Origin of the sequence: Streptomyces sp. NPDC002669, from assembly GCF_042889165.1 — a bacterium.
Lineage (GTDB): Bacteria > Actinomycetota > Actinomycetes > Streptomycetales > Streptomycetaceae > Streptomyces.
This window is the reverse complement of record NZ_JBIAQQ010000031.1, coordinates 85,638-104,389: the sequence shown is the minus strand read 5'-3', so window position 1 is coordinate 104,389 and position 18,752 is coordinate 85,638. Positions and strand designations below refer to the sequence as shown.

Annotated in this window: 15 protein-coding genes; 5 read left to right on the top strand and 10 right to left on the bottom strand. The window is 73.2% G+C overall.

Annotated elements, in window-relative coordinates; all coding sequences use genetic code 11:
* The first annotated feature begins 90 nt into the window (after positions 1–90).
* The 3 genes from ACFYW1_RS33170 to ACFYW1_RS33160 are packed head-to-tail and all read left to right on the top strand — an operon-like array spanning position 91 to position 3,005.
* Complete coding sequence (locus ACFYW1_RS33170; RefSeq protein ID WP_389001694.1) at positions 91–1,113, top strand: dihydrodipicolinate synthase family protein; 1,023 nt, start codon at positions 91–93, stop codon at positions 1,111–1,113.
* Positions 1,097–2,119: a hydroxyacid dehydrogenase gene (locus tag ACFYW1_RS33165; RefSeq protein ID WP_389001691.1), complete on the top strand. Its 1,023-nt coding sequence runs from the start codon at positions 1,097–1,099 to the stop codon at positions 2,117–2,119. Before ACFYW1_RS33170 ends, ACFYW1_RS33165 begins: the two co-directional genes overlap by 17 nt.
* 37 nt (positions 2,120–2,156) lie before the next feature.
* Positions 2,157–3,005 carry a fumarylacetoacetate hydrolase family protein gene (locus tag ACFYW1_RS33160; protein WP_389001688.1) on the top strand — a complete coding sequence of 283 codons (849 nt, stop codon included), beginning with the start codon at positions 2,157–2,159 and terminating at the stop codon, positions 3,003–3,005.
* Positions 3,006–3,126: 121 nt separating this feature from the next.
* Here ACFYW1_RS33160 and ACFYW1_RS33155 read toward each other — a convergent pair whose 3' ends face one another.
* The 5 genes from ACFYW1_RS33155 to ACFYW1_RS33135 form a co-directional block, all read right to left on the bottom strand.
* Positions 3,127–4,821, bottom strand: coding sequence for a flavin monoamine oxidase family protein (locus ACFYW1_RS33155; protein WP_389001685.1), 1,695 nt, complete (start codon positions 4,819–4,821; stop codon positions 3,127–3,129).
* Between the two features lie 58 nt (positions 4,822–4,879).
* Positions 4,880–5,695: a carbon-nitrogen hydrolase family protein gene (locus ACFYW1_RS33150; RefSeq protein WP_389001682.1), complete on the bottom strand. Its 816-nt coding sequence runs from the start codon at positions 5,693–5,695 to the stop codon at positions 4,880–4,882.
* A 230-nt stretch (positions 5,696–5,925) separates the two neighbouring features.
* Positions 5,926–6,381 (bottom strand): Lrp/AsnC family transcriptional regulator, encoded by a 456-nt coding sequence (locus ACFYW1_RS33145; RefSeq protein WP_283850625.1) that lies wholly within the window; start codon positions 6,379–6,381, stop codon positions 5,926–5,928.
* A gap of 184 nt (positions 6,382–6,565) precedes the next feature.
* Entirely contained in the window at positions 6,566–8,023 is a 1,458-nt protein-coding gene (locus ACFYW1_RS33140) for an aldehyde dehydrogenase family protein (protein WP_389001678.1), read from the bottom strand.
* 208 nt (positions 8,024–8,231) lie between these two features.
* Complete coding sequence (locus ACFYW1_RS33135) at positions 8,232–9,698, bottom strand: GuaB1 family IMP dehydrogenase-related protein (protein WP_389001675.1); 1,467 nt, start codon at positions 9,696–9,698, stop codon at positions 8,232–8,234.
* Between the two features lie 308 nt (positions 9,699–10,006).
* On the opposite strand from ACFYW1_RS33135, the gene ACFYW1_RS33130 reads away from it, so the two are divergent.
* Positions 10,007–11,029 carry a terpene cyclase gene (locus ACFYW1_RS33130; protein WP_389001672.1) on the top strand — a complete coding sequence of 341 codons (1,023 nt, stop codon included), beginning with the start codon at positions 10,007–10,009 and terminating at the stop codon, positions 11,027–11,029.
* Between the two features lie 82 nt (positions 11,030–11,111).
* Here the strand turns inward: ACFYW1_RS33130 and ACFYW1_RS33125 are convergent, their stop codons facing one another.
* From ACFYW1_RS33125 to fmt, 4 genes are all read right to left on the bottom strand, one after another.
* Complete coding sequence (locus ACFYW1_RS33125) at positions 11,112–12,128, bottom strand: sugar-binding transcriptional regulator (protein ID WP_389001712.1); 1,017 nt, start codon at positions 12,126–12,128, stop codon at positions 11,112–11,114.
* A gap of 149 nt (positions 12,129–12,277) precedes the next feature.
* Positions 12,278–12,961, bottom strand: coding sequence for a ribulose-phosphate 3-epimerase (rpe, locus tag ACFYW1_RS33120; RefSeq protein ID WP_389001669.1), 684 nt, complete (start codon positions 12,959–12,961; stop codon positions 12,278–12,280).
* A 184-nt stretch (positions 12,962–13,145) separates the two neighbouring features.
* The gene (locus ACFYW1_RS33115) at positions 13,146–14,579 is read right to left on the bottom strand and encodes an RsmB/NOP family class I SAM-dependent RNA methyltransferase (RefSeq protein ID WP_389001666.1); all 1,434 of its coding nucleotides are present in this window, start codon (positions 14,577–14,579) and stop codon (positions 13,146–13,148) included.
* Between the two features lie 107 nt (positions 14,580–14,686).
* The gene (gene fmt, locus ACFYW1_RS33110) at positions 14,687–15,619 is read right to left on the bottom strand and encodes a methionyl-tRNA formyltransferase (RefSeq protein WP_389001663.1); all 933 of its coding nucleotides are present in this window, start codon (positions 15,617–15,619) and stop codon (positions 14,687–14,689) included.
* A 281-nt stretch (positions 15,620–15,900) separates the two neighbouring features.
* Here fmt and ACFYW1_RS33105 point away from each other — a divergent pair, with 281 nt between their 5' ends.
* Positions 15,901–16,437 (top strand): hypothetical protein, encoded by a 537-nt coding sequence (locus ACFYW1_RS33105; RefSeq protein ID WP_148833304.1) that lies wholly within the window; start codon positions 15,901–15,903, stop codon positions 16,435–16,437.
* A gap of 145 nt (positions 16,438–16,582) precedes the next feature.
* On the opposite strand, the gene ACFYW1_RS33100 is transcribed toward ACFYW1_RS33105, so the two are convergent.
* Positions 16,583–18,727, bottom strand: coding sequence for a primosomal protein N' (locus ACFYW1_RS33100; RefSeq protein WP_389001659.1), 2,145 nt, complete (start codon positions 18,725–18,727; stop codon positions 16,583–16,585).
* Positions 18,728–18,752: the final 25 nt, after the last annotated feature.

The following is an 18,752-nucleotide window of genomic DNA, read 5'->3' as shown; positions in this document are numbered from 1 at the left end:
ATGACCGCGCCTGCACCCGGCCCCGTAGCCGCGACCACTCCCCAACCCGTACCCTCCTCGGCTACCGCCTCAGCCCCGGCGCGCACTCCGATGGACGTGCTCGCTGAGGGAGCCGTCATCCCCGCTCATCCACTCGCCCTCGGCGCCGACCGCAAGCTCGACGAGCGCCGCCAGCGCGCGCTGACCCGCTACTACCTCGCGTCGGGGGCGGGCGGGGTCGCCGTCGCCGTGCACACCACCCAGTTCGAGATCCGCGAGCCGGAGGTCGGGCTGCTGCGGCCGGTCCTGGAGCTGGCGGCCGAGACGATCGACTCCGAGGCCGGCCGCCCGTTCGTCAAGGTCGCCGGGGCCTGCGGATACACCGCGCAGGCCGTCGCGGAGGCCGAGACCGCCGCCTCGCTCGGCTACGACGCGGTGCTGCTGAGCCCCGCCGTGCCCGGCGCGGACGAGAAGGGGCTGCTGGACCGGGCGCGGGCGGTCGGCGAGGTGCTGCCGGTGATCGGCTTCTACCTCCAGGAGGCCGTCGGCGGCCGCTATCTGTCGCCCCACTTCTGGTCGGCGTTCACCGACCTGCCGAACACGGTCGCCGTGAAGATCGCCCCGTTCGACCGCTACCGCACCGCCGACGTCGTCCGCGCCGTGGCCGCCGCCGACCGCGCCGCCGAAGTCGCCCTGTACACCGGCAACGACGACGACATCATCGGCGACCTCCTCACCCCCTACGGCACCACGGACGACGGGCCCCGCTGGTTCGCGGGCGGCCTCCTCGGCCAGTGGGCCGTGTGGACTAGCTCCGCGGTGACCCTCCTGGACGACGTCCGCAGGGCGCGCGGCGGGGACCACGGGGCGATGGTGCGCTGCCTGGCCCGCCGCCCGGAGCTGACCGACGCCAACAGCGCGGTGTTCGACGTGCGCGGCGCATTCCGCGGCTGCATCGCCGGCGTCCACGAGGTGCTGCGCCGGCAGGGCCTGCTGGCGAACATCCGGTGCCTGGACCCGGCCGAGACGCTCTCCCCGGGGCAGGCCGAGGAGATCACCCGGGTGGCCGCGGCCTACCCCTGGCTGACCGACGACGCCTTCGTCGCGGAGCACCTCGATGCCTGGCTCTCCTGAACCGGCCGGCCGCCCCCGGGTGGTCGTCGCCGTGCCGCCCGCGCTGCGTGTCCAGCTGTTCACCACCGAGGTGTGGCGGGAGCTGGAACGGGCCGCGGAGCTGACGGTCCTGGACGAGCACACCGACCGGGACGCACTCGGTGCGGCGCTGCCCGGCGCCCGTGCCCTGATCACCTCGTGGGGGGCGCCGCGGGTGGACGCCGGGCTTCTCGCGTCGGCCGACCGGCTGGAACTGGTGGCGCACACCGGTTCGGCGGTCGCGCCGTACGTCACCGAGGAGGTGTTCCGGCGGGGCGTCCTGGTCACCCAGGCCGGTGACGAGATGGCCCGGCCGGTCGCCGAGGTCGCGCTCGCGTTCACCCTGTCCCTGCTGCACCGCGTGCACCGCTTCGACCACGCCCTGCGCGGCGGGGCGACGTGGGAGGCGGCGGGCCAGGCCCCGCCGCGCCACGAGATCCACGGCAGCGACATCGGGGTGATCGGCGCCTCCCGCACCGGGCGCGCGTACATCGCCCTGGTGCGGGCGATGGGGGCGCGGGTGTGCGTGGCCGACCCGTACCTCTCCGGGACGGACGCGCGGGAGCTCGGCGTGGAACGCGTACCGCTCGACGCGCTGCTGTCGCGCAGCCGGATCGTCGCCGTGCACGCCCCGGTCACCGAGGAGACCCACCGGATGATCGGTGCCGCGCAGCTGGCGCTGATGCCGGACGGGGCCGGTCTGGTGAACACCGCGAGGTCGTGGCTGGTCGACGAGGAGGCGCTGCTCGCCGAGTTGTCGTCGGGCCGGCTGGACGCGGCGATCGACGTCTTCGACGCGGAGCCGCTGCCGGTGGACCACCCGTTCCGTTCCCTGCCCAACGTGCTGCTCACCCCGCACCAGGCGGCGGGCAGCGTCGAGTGCCGGCAGCGGCTCGGGGCGAGCGCCGTCGACGAGGTGCTGCGCCTGTTCTCCGGGCGGCCGCCGCTGCACGCCGTCACCGCCGACGCCCTCGCCCGTCTGCACTGAACCCCCGACCCCCCTCCCTCCCGAGAGAGTTCCTCCCATGCGACTGATGCGCATCGGCGAGCCGGGCCACGAGCGCCCGGTCCTCGTCCGCCCCGACGGCCGTCACCACGACCTGTCCGGCATCACCGACGACATCGACGGCGCGTTCCTCGCCGCGCTCGCGGACGACCCGCGCCTGGTTCCGGCCGGCCCCGTGCTCCCCGAGACCGACGTCACGGGCCTGCGGATCGGCGCCCCGGTGGCCCGGCCCTCCGCGCTGCTCTGCATCGGCCAGAACTACGCGGCCCATGCCGCGGAGTCGGGTGCCGAGCCGCCCGAGCAGCCGATCCTCTTCTACAAGTCGCCGAACACGGTCGTCGGCCCGTACGACGACGTGCTCATCCCGCGCGGTTCGAAGAAGACGGACTGGGAGGTGGAGCTGGCCGTCGTCATCGGCCGCCGCGCCTCCTACCTGGACTCCCCCGCCGACGCCGCCGCGCACATCGCGGGCTACGCCGTCAGCAACGACGTCTCCGAACGCGCCTTCCAGCTGGAGGAGTCGGGCGGCCAGTGGTCCAAGGGCAAGAGCTGTGCCACGTTCAACCCGCTGGGCCCGGTGCTGGTGACGGCCGACGAGGTCGGCGACCCGCAGGACCTGCGGCTGCGCAGCTACGTCAACGGCGAGCCGCGGCAGGACTCCGTCACCGCGGACATGATCTTCAGCGTGGCGCACCTGGTGCACCACCTGTCGCAGTACCTGGTGCTGGAGCCCGGTGACGTCATCAACACCGGTACCCCGCAGGGTGTGGCGCTGTCCGGCCGCTTCCCCTACCTGGGGCCGGGCGACGTGATGGAGGTCGAGATCTCGGGCCTCGGTCGGCAGCGCAGCGTCTGCCGGCCCGCGTAGCACCGGACCGGCTCGTGCGAAGGACGGGCGCACGGGGGTTGGGGGCCTCCCGTGTGCCCGCCGGTCCCGGGGCCGCCCGGCGGGCTCTCGCAGCCTGCCGGGCGCTCGGTGTTCCGGGAGCTCAGTCCTCCGGGAGCTCGACCGGGGCGATGTCGTCGAAGACGTCGCCGGGGCCGGGGTTCGTCGGGTCCGTCGCGCCGCCGAACTGGTGCATCACGCCCCACACCGCGTTGAGCGCGGTCTGCACGGCGCCCTCGGCCCATCCGGCCGTCCAGGAGATGTCGTCGCCCGCGAGGAACAGCCCGCGCCGGTCGGCGGGCAGCCGGTCCTGCATGAAGTGGGTGAACAGCCTTCGCTGGTAGCGGTAGTGGCCGGGCAGGTTGGCCTTGAACGCCCCCATGAAGTAGGGCTCGTTCTCCCAGGAGACCGTCACCGGGTTGCCGATGACGTGCTTCCGGATGTCCACGTCCGGGTAGATCTCGCCGAGCGACTTGAGCATGACGTCCATGCGCTCGGCCGGGGAGAGCGGCAGCCACTTCAGGCTGTCGTCGCACCAGGTGTACGAGAGGCAGATGACGGCGGGCCGGTCGGGGCCGTCGTCCAGGAGGTACGTGCCCCGGGTCATCCGGTCGGTGAGCGTCATCGACATGGTGTCCCGGCCGGTCGACTCGTCCCGGTCCAGCCAGAACGGCCGGTCGACCGGGACGAACAGCTTGGACGACTCCATGTAGTGGGTGCGCTCCATCGCCGTCCAGTGGTCGATCGGGAAGAGCGTGTCGTCGCAGTCGACCTTCGAGAGCAGCAGCCAGGACTGGCCGGTGAAGATCGCGGCCGGGTAGGTGCGGATGTCGCCGGTGGCGTCGGTGACGGTGATCCGGTTGCCCGCGGTGCGGTTCATCCGGATCACGGCCGGGCGCGGCTCGCCGCCGTGCAGCGAGGACAGCGACGTGCCGAGCGGCCAGTGGACGATCTTCTGCGGTTCGCGGTCCCACAGCCGCAGCGGGAGCTGCTGGCTGCCGCCGACGATGCCCCGGTGGTGGTCGTCCGCCTCGGTGTAGACGACGCGCAGGATCTCCAGGATGGAGTTGGGGAAGTCGGTGTCCCAGCCGCCGGTGCCGAAGCCGACCTGGCCGAAGATCTCCCGGTGCCGGAAGGACTTGAAGGCGTCGGAGTCGCAGAGGAAGCCGTAGAAGGTCTGGTTGTCGAGCTTCTCGACGAGCCTCGCCCAGATCTCCCGGATGCGCGGCACGTCGCGCTCGCGCATCGCGCGGTTCATGTCGGAGAAGTCGGCGCCCTCCTCCAGACAGCGGTTCCAGGCGTCCATCACGTCGCGGTAGACCTGCGGGAGGTCGTCGATGGTCCGCGCGTAGTGGGACTCGCCCTTGAGGTCGACGACGGTCGACGGGGTGGCCGGGGAGAGCGGGTTGGGGAACGGCTTCGTCTCCAGGCCGACCAGATCGATGTAGTGCTGGAGGGCGGTGGAGGACGGCGGGAAGCGCATCGCGCCCATCTCGGCGGTGAGGCCCGGGTCGCAGCCGTCGAACCCGACGGTGCGCAGCCGGCCGCCGATCTGGTCCGCCTCGTAGACGACGGGCTTGAGCCCCATCTTCATCAGTTCGTACGCGGCGACGATGCCGGACAGTCCGCCGCCGATGACGGCCACCTCGGTGCCGTGCGCGGTCGCCGGTATCTGTCCGATGCCGGCCGGGTGCGCCAGGAAGTCGTCGTACGCGTAGGGGAAGTCCGGCCCGAACATGGTGATCGGCTCGGCGGCGGCGTCGGTGTGCTGGACGGCGTTGGGCACCGTGGACGTCATGGGGTACGGACTCCTTGCGCGGAACGAGAGGTGGAACGAAGGGGGGTGCGGGCTCGGGTCAGGGAGCCGTACGGGCCGGGGCGAGGGCGCCGTACAGACCGGGGCGGCGGTCGCGCAGATACGGGTTGGCGGCGCGCGAGGCGCTCAGGAGGCCGGGGTCCACCTCGCCGACGACCAGTTCCTCGCCGCGTCCGGCGCGGGTGCGGGCGGTGCCGTCGGGTCCGGCCAGGCAGCTCAGTCCGACGAACTCGAACTCGCCCTCCTGTCCCGTCCGGTTGGCGTACGCCACGTACATCTGGTTCTCGAAGGCGCGGACCGGCACGAGGGACTCGGCGACGAACGGGAAGGGGTGCATCAGCGCGGTGGGCACCAGGAGCAGATCGGTGCCCGCGAGGGCGTGCGCGCGGACGTTCTCCGGGAACTCGACGTCGTAACAGATCATGATCCCGACGCGTACGCCGTCCAGTTCGGCCTGGACCACGGTCTGCTCGCCCGGGGTGAACCACTTCTGCTCGAAGTCGCCGAACAGGTGCGTCTTGCGGTAGCCGGCCAGCACCGCCCCGTCCGGGCCGACGAACTGTGCGGCGTTGAAGATCCGCTCGCCCGCGCGTTCCGGGTAGCCGTGGAGGACGGCGATTCGGTGGCGGGCGGCGATCTCGCCGACGGCGCGGAGGGACGGCCCGTCGGCCGGCTCGGCCAGCCGGGCGACGTCGGCCCCGATCGCGTAGCCGGTCAGGAAGAGTTCGGGGCAGACCAGCAGCCGGGCCCCGGCGCCTGCCGCCCGCCGCGCGGCGTCGTCGAGCGCCTCGATGTTCTCGTCCACGCGCCCGGGGCGTCCGGAGCTCTGGAGCAGGGCGGTGCGCAACGGCGGCATGGCTGACCTCGGTCGGTACGGGCGGGGCGGGGACGTATCGACGGTACGGTTTGCCGCTCGCGCCGGACAAGACGCGACCGTTGCGCGTGCACCGTCGATCCGTTGCGTGGGCACCGCCTGTTCCGGCGATTCATTGCGCGGGGCGTCTTCGCAGGTCACACGCGTGATCCAGGTCTCACCCGGCCCTTTGTCCGCAGGCCCGTGCCGGTCGGCGGCGGGGGCCGGGAGCGCTACTCGGGCACGCCCGACGAGTACCGTCGCAGCAGCGGCGACAGCACCAGGACGGACTTGGTCCGCTCCACGTAGGGTTCGCCCGCGATCCGCTCCAGGACCTGCTCGAAGTGGCGCATGTCCGCGGCGAAGACCTGCACGATCGCGTCGGCGTCGCCGGTCACCGTGGAGGCCGACGCGATCTCCGGGTACCGGGCGAGGCCCTGTTTGATCGCCTCCGGCGAGGTGTTGCGGCTGCAGTAGATCTCGATGAACCCCTCGGTCTCCCAGCCCAGTGCCGCCGGGTCCACCCGGACCGTGAAGCCGGTGATGGCGCCCTCGGCGCGCAGCCGGTCCACCCGGCGTTTCACGGCGGGCGCGGACAGGCCGATCATGGCTCCGATGTCCGCGTAGGAGCGCCGGGCGTCTTCGGCGAGGGCGTGGACGATGCGTTCGTCGAGGTCGTTCAGGCGCACGGCGGGTGGTTCACTTCTCTGCGATGGCCGGTGTCGGGGGCGGCAGGGGCCGCCACCGAAGTAGACCACGGCCCGGCGCCGTGCGGCGCCCCCCTCACGGCGGCGGCCGTGCCGCCCCGTCCCGGGCGGTCGGGACGGGGCGGCACGGCCGCGAAGAAGCCGGAACGGCGGTACGGCGGACCGCTCAGAACGGGAACCGCGACCGGCCGTGCTGCACCGAGATCCACTTCTGGGTGGTGAACGCCTCGATCATCGAGTCGCCGTTGAGCCGGCCGAGGCCCGAGTTCTTCTCGCCGCCGAACGGGACGATGGGCTCGTCGTGGACCGTGCCGTCGTTGATGTGGATCATGCCGGTGCGGATGCGCTGCCCGACCCGTATGCCGCGTTCGATGTTGCCGGTGTGCACCGCGCCGCTCAGCCCGTACGGGGTGTCGTTGGCGATCCGGACCGCCTCGTCCTCGCCGTCGAACGGCACGAGGAGCGCGACCGGGCCGAAGATCTCCTGGGACAGGACGGGGGAATCGGCGGCCAGCCCGGTCAGCACGGACGGGCTCACCAGGTTGCCCTCGGTCCGGCCGTGCAGCAGCGCCGTGGCGCCGCCCTCCACGGTCTGCTCCACGAGCGAGGAGACGGCCTCGGCCTGCGAGGAGTTGATCAGCGGGCCGATGACGGTCTCGGGGTCGGCCGGGTCGCCGACCTTGAGGGAGGCGACCTTCGCGACGAACTTCTCGGTGAACTCCTTCTCCACCGCCCGGTCGACCAGGATGCGGTTGGCGGCCATGCAGACCTGCCCCTGGTGCACGTACCGGCTGAAGACGGCCGCGTCCACGGCGTAGTCCAGGTCGGCGTCGTCGAGGACGATCAGCGCGCTGTTGCCGCCGAGTTCGAGCACGGCGCGCTTGAGGTTCGCCGCGCACACCGTGGCGACGTGCCGCCCCACCCGGTCCGAGCCGGTGAAGGAGATGACCTGGGGCACGGGGTGCTCCAGCAGCGCGTCACCGATCTCGGCGATGTCGGTGACCACGACGTTCAGCAGACCGGCGGGCAGCCCGGCCTCCTCGAACACCTTCGCCACCAGCGTGCCGCCGCAGACCGGGGTGTTCTGGTGCGGCTTGAGCACCACGGCGTTGCCGAGCGCCAGGGCCGGGGCCACGGACTTCAGCGACAGCAGGAACGGGAAGTTGAAGGGGCTGATGACCCCGACGACGCCGACCGGCATCCGGTAGACCCGGTTCTCCTTGCCCTCGGTCGGCGAGGGCAGTATCTGGCCCGAGGGCCGCAGCGCGAGCTGGATCGACTCCCGCAGGAACTCCTTGGCCAGGTGCAGCTCGAAGCCCGCCTTCACCCGGGTGCCGCCCAGCTCCGCGACGATCGCGTCGCCGATCTCCGCCTCGCGCTCCTCGACGACGCGCAGCGCCCGCTCCAGCACCAGCCGGCGGGCGTACGGGTTGGTGTCCCCCCAGGTCTGCTGGGCGGCCTCCGCCGCGCGGTACGCCTGGTCCACCTCGCCGGCCGTGGCGACGGTGATCTCGGCGAGCTTCTCCCCGTTGTACGGGTTGAAGTCGATGATGTCCCAGGAGCCCTTGCCCGGCCTCCATTCTCCGTCGATGTACTGCTGGGCCAGGTCGGTGAAGAAGGACATGAGATCCCTTACCACAGAGGAACAGGAAGCTGATTGAGGTTCATGTTACTTACATTCCAACGGGGTTGATGAGCGCTGTCGTGCCATGGATTTCCGGGAGCCGGACGCCCTCGGACCCCGGCGCCCGCCCCCGGACGCACCGGTGCCCCTCCGGGCTCGAACGGCCCGGAGGGGCACCGGTTCCATGGACCTCGCGGGTCCCGGGAGATCAGCTCCAGCTGGCGTGCAGCGGCTTGCCCTCGGCGTATCCGGCGGCGCTCTGCACCCCGACGACCGCCTTCTCGGCGAACTCCGCCAGGGAGGCCGCTCCGGCGTAGGTGCAGGAGGAGCGGACGCCCGCGATGATCGAGTCGATCAGGTCCTCGACGCCGGGCCTGGCCGGGTCGAGGAACATCCGCGAGGTGGAGATGCCCTCCTCGAAGAGCGCCTTGCGGGCCCGGTCGTACGCGGACTCGTCCGAGGTGCGGTTCTTCACGGCGCGCGCGGAGGCCATGCCGAAGGACTCCTTGTAGAGACGGCCGTCGGCGGACTGCTGGAGGTCGCCGGGCGACTCGTACGTACCGGCGAACCAGGAGCCGATCATCACGTTGGAGGCACCGGCGGCGAGCGCCATGGCGACGTCGCGCGGGTGGCGCACCCCGCCGTCCGCCCAGACGTGCTTGCCGTGCCTGCGGGCCTCGGCTGCGCACTCCAGCACGGCGGAGAACTGCGGACGGCCCACTCCGGTCATCATCCGGGTGGTGCACATGGCGCCGGGACCGACACCGACCTTGATGATGTCCGCGCCGGCCTCGACGAGGTCGCGCACGCCCTCGGCGGCGACGATGTTGCCCGCGACGATCGGCACCTTCGGGTCGAGCGCGCGCACGGCCCGGACCGCACCGATCATGGACTCCTGGTGGCCGTGGGCGGTGTCCACGACGAGCGTGTCGGCCCCCGCGTCGAGGAGCTGTGCGGCCTTGCCCGCGACGTCGCCGTTGATGCCGACGGCGGCGGCGATCCGCAGCCGGCCCGCGGCGTCGGTGGCGGGGGTGTACAGGGTGGCGCGCAGGGCGGCCTTGCGGGTGAGGATGCCGACGAGCCGGCCGTCCGCGTCGACCGCGGGGGCGAGCTTGCGGTTGGCGCCGTCGAGCCGGTTGAACGCGTCGCGCGGATCGATGCCCGCGTCGAGCAGCAACAGGTCCTTGGACATGACCTCGGAGAGCTGGGTGAAGCGGTCGACGCCGTTCAGGTCGTGCTCCGTGACGACGCCGACGGGCCGGTGCTCCCCGTCGACGACGACGCCCGCGCCGTGCGCGCGCTTGTGGAGCAGGGACAGCGCGTCGGCGACGGTCTGGCCCGGGGCCAGCACGATCGGCGTGTCGAGCACCAGGTGGCGCGTTTTCACCCAGGAGATGACGTCGGTGACGACTTCGATCGGGATGTCCTGCGGGATGACGACGAGGCCACCCCGACGGGCGACGGTTTCGGCCATCCGGCGGCCCGCGATGGCCGTCATGTTCGCGACGACCAGCGGAATGGTGGTGCCGGTGCCGTCGGGCGAGGAGAGGTCGACACCCTGGCGGGAACCGACCGCGGAACGCCCCGGAACCATGAAGACGTCGTCGTACGTGAGGTCGTACGGGACCGAGGGGGAATCTGTGTAGCGACCGGTGCCGGGCTCAAGAAAACGCATAAGGCTCATTTTTTCATACAAAAAAGAGCAGGTCGCCTCCAGCAAGACACAGCAAATGACCCCCGCGTTCGTATGTTCCTCCGAAAGGAAGCGGACGGGGGCCCCGGGCAAGCGGAACCTGCCTTGGCGGGTGACCCTACCCGAAGCGCTTTCGAATCATTCCCGATCATCTTCCCTGGACCTGGTGTCAAGGGGTCAGGTAGCTTCAAATCCGCAGGTCCCGTGGGTCACGACTACGCCCCGGAGGAACAGTCGGAAGGGTCACAACTTCCGTCACCCGTACGACCGGAGAGGATCACGACCCACCCGTGGAGAGCGAACTGCCGGACATCTACTGCCCGTTCCCCCAGCGGACCAACCCGCACGTCGGACACACCCGGATCCACCTCGCCGAATGGATCCGCAACACCGGTCTGGTGCACCGGGATTCAGCCAGAGAACGCTTCGAGCAGGCGGACTTCGGAGCGTTCGTCGGCATGGTCTATCCGACCGCCGACCGCAAGAACCTCGACCTCGTCGCCGACTGGTTCGTGTGGCTGTTCCTGGTCGACGACCAGCTCGACGACGGCCGGCTCGGCCGCAGCCCGGAGCGGGTGCGGGACGTGGTCCGCGTGATGCGTTCCGTGATCGAGAGCCCCGGCCCGGTCGTCCTGCCGGACGAGGAGCTGCCCGCGGCCGTGATCGCCCTGGCCGACCTGTGGGAACGCACCACGCCCGGCACGTCCGCGCACTGGCGCACCCGGTTCGCCTGGCACGTGACCACCTACCTCACGACGGCCACCACCTGGGAGGCCGGCAACCGGGCCGCGGGCGTGGTGCCGTCCGAGGAGACGTACATCGCCAAGCGGCGCCACACCGGTGCGATACATGTCTGCATGGACCTGATAGAGATCGTGGCCGGCATCGAGGCCCCGGAGTCGATACACAACGACTCCCGGTTCATCACGGCGCTGGAAGCCTCGTGCAACGTCGTGTGCTGGGCCAACGACGTGTACTCCTACGAGAAGGAGCAGGTGCTCGGGGAGATCCACAACCTGGTCCACCTGGTCCGGCACCACCGCGGCCACGGCAAGCGGCAGGCGCTCGAACACGTCTGCGCGGAGATCGAGACCGAGACCCGGCGCTTCCTCGCCGCGGAGGCCGAGCTGCTGGGTGCCTACCCCCAGCTGTCGTGGATGCTCGCGCCGTACCTGGACGGGATGCGGAGCTGGATGCGCGGCAACCTGGACTGGTCGCGGCAGACGCCCCGCTACAACCCGGCCGACGTGGGGCAGTACGAGGAGCCCGAGGAGTACCTGGAGGCGACGGTCCTGGGCGTGGCCCCGGACTGAGACCCGCCGCGGACCTCGCGGAAGGGGCCCCCGGCCCGGCACGGTGTGCCGGGCCGGGGCCCCTTCCGTTTCCCGTCCCCCGTCAGTCGCCGTCCGGGTCGGCCCGCTCCAGCGCCGGACGCTGCGGCGCGGGCGACTCCGTCAGCAGGTAGTCGGCCGCCGCCGTGTCCGTCACCAGGCTGGTGACCAGACCGGACCTCAGCACCGCGCCGATCGCCGCGGCCTTGCGCTGGCCGCCCGCGATCGCCACCACCTCGGGGATCCGGCGCAACCGGTCCGCCTCGACCGTGATGCACCGCTCCCCCAGGTCCCGGCCGACCCGCCGCCCCTCGGTGTCGAAGAGGTGCGCGGACATCTCCGCGGCGACGCCGAGCGAGGCGTAGTGCGCCCGCTCCTCGTCCGAGAGCATGTCGTGGACGGTCGAGATGCCCGGCTCCCAGGAACCGATGGAGACCGCGGCCACGGTCACCTTGTCGAAGTACTCGAAGGCCCGGGCGATACCGGTCTGGTGCCGCAGCGCGGCGGCCGTGGCCGGGTCGGGCAGCAGCATCGGGGCGTAGATGGGGTGGGCCTCGCCGCCCGACACCTGCGCCGCCCGCCGGACCGCCTCGACGGAGCCGCGCTCGGCCGTCCCCGCGTCGTACACCCCGGTGAGCTGCACGACCGTGCACGGCGGCAGCCGGTCGAGCGCCGCCGCCATGTGGATGGTCGACCGGCCCCAGGCCAGGCCGAGCACATCGCCCTCGTTCACCAGTTCGCCGAGGAGATCGGCCGCGACCTCGCCCAGGTTCTCCGGGTCGGGTGCGTCGTCCTGCTCCTCCGCGGGGGATTCGACGACGACCGCGTGGCGCAGCCCGTAGCGGGCCCGGAGCGCGTCGGAGCGCTCGGCGTCCAGCTCGGCGGGAACGCGGATCTCGATCCGTACGAGGTCGCGCTCAAGAGCCGTCTCCAGGACCCGGGCCACCTTGAAACGGCTGACGCCGAACTCCTCGGCGATCTGGATCTTCGACTTTCCCTCGAGGTAGAAGCGGCGGGCCATGGCCGCCGCCTGCACCAGCTCCGCGGGCCCCATCCGCAGGGCGGACCGACCCGCCGACATTGCAGACACCGCGATCTCCTCACTGCTGTTCACACTCTCGATACGCCGTTCATCCTGTCAGATGCGGCGCTCCCTGATCGGTCCCGTCGGACCGAGTTCATCTGCCCTTGGCCGGGCCGACCCGCGAACGGAAACCCGGCGCCCGGACGTCAGTGGCCGCAGGACCGGGCCGCCGGGGCGATGGCCCCCTCGGCCCTGGTGCGCAGCGCCCGCACCGCTTCGGCCGGGTCCTTCGCCCCGTACACCGCGGAACCCGCGACGAACACGTCCGCCCCGGCCTCGGCGCACCGCTCGATGGTGGACTCGGAGACCCCGCCGTCGACCTGGAGCCACAGTTCGAGGCCGTGCTTGGAGATCAGCTCACGGGTGCGGCGGATCTTCGGCAGCATGATGTCCAGGAACGCCTGGCCGCCGAAGCCCGGCTCCACCGTCATGATCAGCAGCATGTCGAGCTCGGGCAGCAGGTCCTCGTACGGCTCGATCGGCGTCGCGGGCTTGAGCGCCATCGAGGCGCGGGCCCCCTTGGCCCGGATCTCCCGCGCCAGCCGCACGGGCGCCGCCGCGGCCTCCACGTGGAAGGTGACGGAGCCCGCGCCGGCCTCGACGTACTGCGGCGCCCAGCGGTCCGCGTCCTCGATCATCAGATGGCAGTCCAGCGGGATGTCCGTGGCCCGGCTGAGCGATTCCACGATCGGCACGCCGAGGGTCAGGTTGGGCACGAAGTGGTTGTCCATCACATCGACATGGAGCCAGTCGGCACCTTCGACTGCCTTCGCCTCCTCGGCGAGGCGGGCGAAGTCTGCGGACAGGATGCTGGGGTTGATCTGGGCCATGTGCCAAGCCTGCCATGTTCCGCGCCCCTTCCCCGCCCCGGTGCGGGCCAAAGCCTCACGGGATCATTACAGTTCGCGCGATCCGGGCGCTCCCGGCCGCACGATCCGGACGTTTCGGCCCGGGGCGGGCGCCCGGGGGGCCGTTGCAGGAACACGCAGCGGCACCCCCGGGCCGGCCGGGTCCTCAGGCGGTGCGCCGCAGCAGCGCCAGGTACATCGCGTCCGTGCCGTGCAGGTGCGGCCACAGCTGGACGTCCGGGCCGTCGCCCAGCGCGGGCACCCCGGGCATCAGCGGGCGGGCGTCCACCCACTCCGCCTCCACGGGCCGGCCGCCGCGCCCCTTGAGCACGTCCTCGACGACCACCCGGGTCTCCGCGAGGTGCGGCGAGCAGGTCGCGTAGCCGACGACGCCGCCGACCCGCACCGCCGCCAACGCCTCGCGCAGCAGCGACCGTTGCAGCGGGGCGAAGTTCTCCAGGTCCTCCCGGCGGCGGCGCCAGCGCGCCTCCGGGCGGCGGCGCAGCGCACCGAGGCCGGAGCACGGCACGTCCATCAGCACCCGGTCGAAGCTTCCCGGCCGCCACGGCGGGCGGGTGCCGTCGGCGGTGATCACCTGGTACGGGCCGGGGTTGCCGGACAGGGCGCGCTCGACGAGGCGGGCCCGGTGCGGCTGCTTCTCGGCGGCGAGCAGGGACGCGCCCCGTCCGGCGGCGAGCGCGGCGAGCAGGGCGGCCTTTCCGCCCGGTCCCGCGCAGCCGTCGAGCCAGCGGCTGTCGCTCCCCTCCACGGGGGCGGCGGCGAGGGCCAGGGCGACCAGCTGGCTGCCCTCGTCCTGGACCCCGGCCCGGCCCTCCCGGACCGCGTCCAGGGCGCCGGGCTCGCCGCCCTCCGCCATCCGCACGGCATGCGGCGACCAGCGGCCGGGCAGGCCGTTCCCGTCACCGAGGGCGGTGAGCAGTTCGTCGGCGGTGGCGCGGCCGGGGCGGGCGACCAGGGTGACCTCGGGGCGTTCGTTGTCCGCCTCCAGGAGGTCCTCGATCCCGGCCCGGCCGCCGCCCAGCGCGTCCCACAGGGCGGAGACGATCCAGCGCGGATGCGAGTGCACGATCGCGAGGTGGTCCTCGGGGTCCTCCTCGTACGAGGGGGCCACCCGTGCGACCCAGCCGTCGAGGTCGTCGGCGGAGACCTTCCGCAGGACGGCGTTGACGAACTTGGCCCGTCCCTCGCCGAGCACCACCCGGGCCAGCTCCACGCTGGCGGAGACCGCGGCGTGGGTGGGGATGCGGGTGCCGAGCAGCTGGTGCACGCCCATGTCGATCACGTCCAGGACCGGCGGATCGACCTCGCGCAGCGGCCGGTCGATGCAGGCCGCGACGATCGCGTCGTACGTTCCCTGGCGGCGCAGCGTCCCGTAGACCAGCTCGGTCGCCAGCGCCGCGTCCCGGTGGTCGAAGTCGCCCTTGGCGCGGGCCTTCTTCAGCAGCGGGGGCAGGACGAGGTTGGCGTACGCGTCGCGTTCGTCGACGGCCCTGAGCGCCTCGAAGGCGAGGAACCTGACCGGATCCTTCTTGGGACGGCGGTGCGGCTTGGCGGGACGGGGACGCTGCTGGTCGTTCACGTGAAAGGTGCTCCGCTGAAGGTCGAGAGAACTAATCCTCCCAGCGTATCGCCGCCCCGGCCGTGAAGGGTCCCGGCGCCCGCCGGCCGGCGGGCGCCCGGCGGCTCTCAGACGCCCAGCAGCTCGCCGTGGGCGATGCGCACCCCGCGGGCCCAGTCGGCGGCCCGCATCGGCTTCTTGCCCTGCGGCTGGACCCAGAGCAGCTCGACGGCGTGCGATCCGGTGCCCACGTACACGTTGTTCTTGGCCGCCGACAGCTCGCCGGGGGCCAGGTCGGCACGGTCCTGCACGGGCGCCACCTGGACCAGCTTCAGGCGTTCCCCGCGAAACAGGGTCCAGGCGCCGGGGGCGGGCGTGCAGCCGCGCACCACGCGGTCGACCCGCAGGGCGGGGGCGGACCACTGCACCTGGGCGTCCTCGACGGTGATCTTCGGTGCGAGGGTGACCCCCTCGGCCGGCTGCGGAACGGCGTGCAGGGTGCCGTCCTCGATGCCGTCCATCGTCGCGGCGAGCAGCCCCGCACCGGCGAACGCGAGCCGGGTGAGCAGGTCACCGCTGGTGTCGGTGGGGCGCACCTCCTCGGTGAGGACGCCGTACACCGGGCCGGAGTCCAGGCCCTCCTCGATCAGGAAGGTCGACGCCCCGGTCACCTCGTCGCCCGCCATGACCGCGTGCTGCACGGGGGCGGCGCCGCGCCAGGCGGGCAGCAGCGAGAAGTGGAGGTTGACCCAGCCGCGGGCGGGCACGGCCAGCGCCTCCTTGGGGAGCAGCGCCCCGTAGGCGACGACCGGGCAGCAGTCCGGGGCGATCTCCCGCAACCGGGCAAGGAAGTCCTCGTCGCGCGGCCGGGCGGGCTTGAGCACCTCGATGCCGGCCTCCTCGGCGCGCTCGGCGACGGGGCTGGCGACCAGTCGGCGGCCCCGTCCGGCGGGGGCGTCGGGCCGGGTGACGACGGCGGCCACCTCGTGCCGGTCGGAGGCGATCAGGGCGTCCAGGGCGGGTACGGCTACCTCGGGGGTGCCTGCGAAGACGAGCTTCATGGGTGGCTGACTGCCTCTCGGGCCGGAACGTACGGTGACGAGCGACGCGTGGGACCGACCGGCAGCCCCGTGACGCCGCCCCCTGTTCGCCGGTCGGCCCCACAGTCTATGGGCCGGGCCGCCGGGGGGCGTACGCACGGCCGCGCGCCCCTTTGACGGGCGCACGCGCCCCTGATGCGTGACCAGATCCACAGCTCGGGCGTTGGTCAAGAGAGATTGACCGAAGCGAGCCGCCACGATGCGGCCCGATCCCTTTCAACGCCGGTTCGAGAGGCTTCTTCATGGCCGACCACGCAACCCACGACGCCCAAGCGAGGGCCAGCCTGCATCTGTTGGTGCGGGACATCGAGCGGGTCCGGCGGCAGGTGGACGCGCTGCGCACGCTCACCGCCCAACTGGGCAACGTCTACCGTCCCCGCCGCTCCGGCCCGTCCACGGGCTTCGTCGTCTACGGCCGGGCCCCGGCCCCCACCGTCAGGCTGGCCCAGGAACTGCGCGACAGCGTCGAGACCCTGGTCACCGCGGCGGTGGACTTCGACCGTTCGCTGGGTTTCTCCTGGGACGCGGTGGGCTCCGCGCTCGGAGTCACCAAGCAGGCGGTGCACCGGCGCTACGGCGCCCGCCGCAACGCCCGGCAGACGGGGGCGGGCGAGACCGCCGCGGAGACGGCGGTGCCGCGCGCGCTGCCGGGTCCGGCGAACCCCTCCGCGCTGCCCGTGGTGCCCGCCGCGCGCTCCATGCCCCCGCAGCCGGGGGACCGTCCGGCCCTCCGGGACGACCTGCGCCCCGGCGTCTTCCCCGGCCCGCGCAACGGCTGACCGCTCTGCCCCTGCCCCGCCGTGTCCGACGCCCGGCGGGGCGGCCGTACCTCCACCACACACACCCCCCACCACCGAACCCACCGGCGGTCGGCCGCATCCGCGGCCGGCCGCCGTACGGGTCCTTCGCCCCTCCGCCGCGCCGTCACCCGATGTCCGGCGGATCCACCCTGATCCGGACCTGCTCGCCGCCGCCCCGGGAGGTACGCGCCGCCTGCGCGGCCTTCAGCGCGGCGGCCAGCGCCGCCCCGCGGCCCGGCGGCACCCTCAGGAGCGCCCGCTCCCAGGACTCCCCCTGCGGCGCCTCCCCGGGTCTGCGGGGCCTGCCCGGCACGGCGGACGGCACCGGGACCGGGCCGAGCACCTCGGCCTCCGGCGGCAGCTCGACCGCCGCCATGAACGCGGCGAGCGCCTCCGGCGTCCCCGTCACCGCCGCCATCCGGGAGACCGGGGGGAAGCCCAGCTCGGCCCGTTCCGCCAGTTCGCGGCGGGCGTGGCCGACCGGGTCCCAGCGCACCAGGGCCTGCACCGGCCGCAGCGTCGGCTCGGCGACGATCACCACCGTGCCCCGCTCCCGCTGCCCGCGCACCAGCGCGGCCGCGGCCGTCCAGCGGCGCAGCGCCTCCTCGCCCGCCCGCAGGTCGGGCCGGCCGACCATCGCCCAGCCGTCCAGCAGCAGGGCCGCCGCGTAACCGCCCTCGGCCACGGGTTCGGCGCCGGGAGTGCTGACCACCAGCGCCGGGGCCGCCGGTACGGAGTCGAGGACGTGGTCGCGGCCCGAGGTCCGCACCGGCACGTCCGGGAAGGCCCGGCCCAGCTCCTCGGCCGTGCGGCGGGCGCCGACGACACTGGCCCGCAGCCGGGCCCCGCCGCAGGCGACACAGCGCCAGGCGGTCTCGGCCCGTCCGCACCAGGCGCATTCGAGGTCCTGCTGGTCGACCGCCTGGAGCGGCCCGGAGCAGTGCCGGCACCGGGCGGGTTCGCGGCAGCGCTCGCAGGCCAGCCGGGGAACGTAGCCGCGGCGCGGCACCTGGATCAGGACGGGGCCGCTGCGCAGCCCGTCCCGCACCGTCTGCCAGGCCAGGCTGGGCAGCCGCGCGGCCCTGGCGGCGCCGTCCCTGGCCAGCTCCCCGTCGCCCACCGTGCGCACCAGGGGCGCCGCGGTCCGCAACTGTTCCCGGTCCGCGGCCAGCGGCAGCGCCCAGCCGCTCTCCACCAGCTGGGCGGCCTCCACGGTGCAGCTCGTGCCGCCGAGCAGGAACGCGCACCGGCTCTGCGTCGCCCGCAGTTCGAGCACCTCGCGGACGTGCGGGAAGGGGGCGTTGTCGTCGCTGTGGCTGGAGTCCCCGTCGTCCCAGACGGCGACCAGGCCGAGGTCGGCGACGGGCGCGAACATCGCGGCCCTCGTCCCGACGACCGCGCGCACCGAACCGCGCCGGATCGCGAGCCACTGGCGGTAGCGCTTCTCCGGCCCGGACTCGGCGGTCAGCAGCGCGTGCCGGCCCGGTCCGAGCAGCTCGGTGAGCGCCGCGTCCACCCGGCCCGCGGTCCGTCCGTCCGGCATGACGACGAGTGCGCCGCGCCCCGATGCGAGGGTCGCGGCCATGGCCCTGGCGATCTCCTCGGGCCAGTGGGGGCCGGGCAGCGCCGTCCACACGGCCCGGGGCGCCCCGCCCCCGGCCAGGGCCCGCAGGAACGCCGGTCCCTGCGGATACCGCTCCCAGCTGCCCGCCGAGGGGGCGGGCGGCGGGGGCAGGGGCTCGGGCGAGGGCGCGGCCTCGGCCTTGCCGTTGCGGGGCGGCACGGCCAGCTGGAGCACATCGGCGAGGCTGCCGGCGTAGCGGTCGGCGACGGCGCGCGCGAGGGCGAGCAGTTCCGGCCCCAGCACCGGTTCGGGCGACACGACATAGGCGAGCGCGGCCAGGGCCCCGGGATAGTCCGACTCGGCGAGCCGCTCGACGAGGAAGCCGTCGATCAGGCCGCCGCCCTCGCGCCGTCCGCCCCGGACGTTGCGCCCGCCGGCCCCGAAGCGCACCCGCACCCGCACCCCGGGCCGGGCCTCGGCGTCGAGCTCCTCGGGCACCGCGTAGTCGAAGTACTGGTCGAGGTGGAGGGCGCCCTTGTTGACCAGGACGCGGGCGACGGGCAGCTCCGGGGCGAGGGCGGCGTCGCGCCAGGTGCGCGGCTTGGCCCGCGGCACCTTGGCCCTGCGCACCGTCTCCCGGATCAGCGCAAGCTGCTCCGGGGCCCCACTGCCGGGGTCCTCGGACCGCTCGTCTTCGCTGCTCACAGCCAAATTCCTACCAGACGCCACC

Bases quoted from the DNA above. Each gene is read 5' to 3' on its own strand.
- ACFYW1_RS33155 (WP_389001685.1), bottom strand. From the start codon at position 4,821: ATGACGTCCACGGTGCCCAACGCCGTCCAGCACACCGACGCCGCCGCC.
- ACFYW1_RS33105 (WP_148833304.1), top strand. From the start codon at position 15,901: ATGGCCGACCACGCAACCCACGACGCCCAAGCGAGGGCCAGCCTGCAT.
- ACFYW1_RS33170 (WP_389001694.1), top strand. From the start codon at position 91: ATGGACGTGCTCGCTGAGGGAGCCGTCATCCCCGCTCATCCACTCGCC.
- ACFYW1_RS33125 (WP_389001712.1), bottom strand. From the start codon at position 12,128: ATGTCGGCGGGTCGGTCCGCCCTGCGGATGGGGCCCGCGGAGCTGGTG.
- fmt (WP_389001663.1), bottom strand. From the start codon at position 15,619: ATGAAGCTCGTCTTCGCAGGCACCCCCGAGGTAGCCGTACCCGCCCTG.
- ACFYW1_RS33135 (WP_389001675.1), bottom strand. From the start codon at position 9,698: ATGCGTTTTCTTGAGCCCGGCACCGGTCGCTACACAGATTCCCCCTCG.
- ACFYW1_RS33150 (WP_389001682.1), bottom strand. From the start codon at position 5,695: ATGCCGCCGTTGCGCACCGCCCTGCTCCAGAGCTCCGGACGCCCCGGG.
- ACFYW1_RS33165 (WP_389001691.1), top strand. From the start codon at position 1,097: ATGCCTGGCTCTCCTGAACCGGCCGGCCGCCCCCGGGTGGTCGTCGCC.
- ACFYW1_RS33160 (WP_389001688.1), top strand. From the start codon at position 2,157: ATGCGACTGATGCGCATCGGCGAGCCGGGCCACGAGCGCCCGGTCCTC.
- ACFYW1_RS33140 (WP_389001678.1), bottom strand. From the start codon at position 8,023: ATGTCCTTCTTCACCGACCTGGCCCAGCAGTACATCGACGGAGAATGG.
- rpe (WP_389001669.1), bottom strand. From the start codon at position 12,961: ATGGCCCAGATCAACCCCAGCATCCTGTCCGCAGACTTCGCCCGCCTC.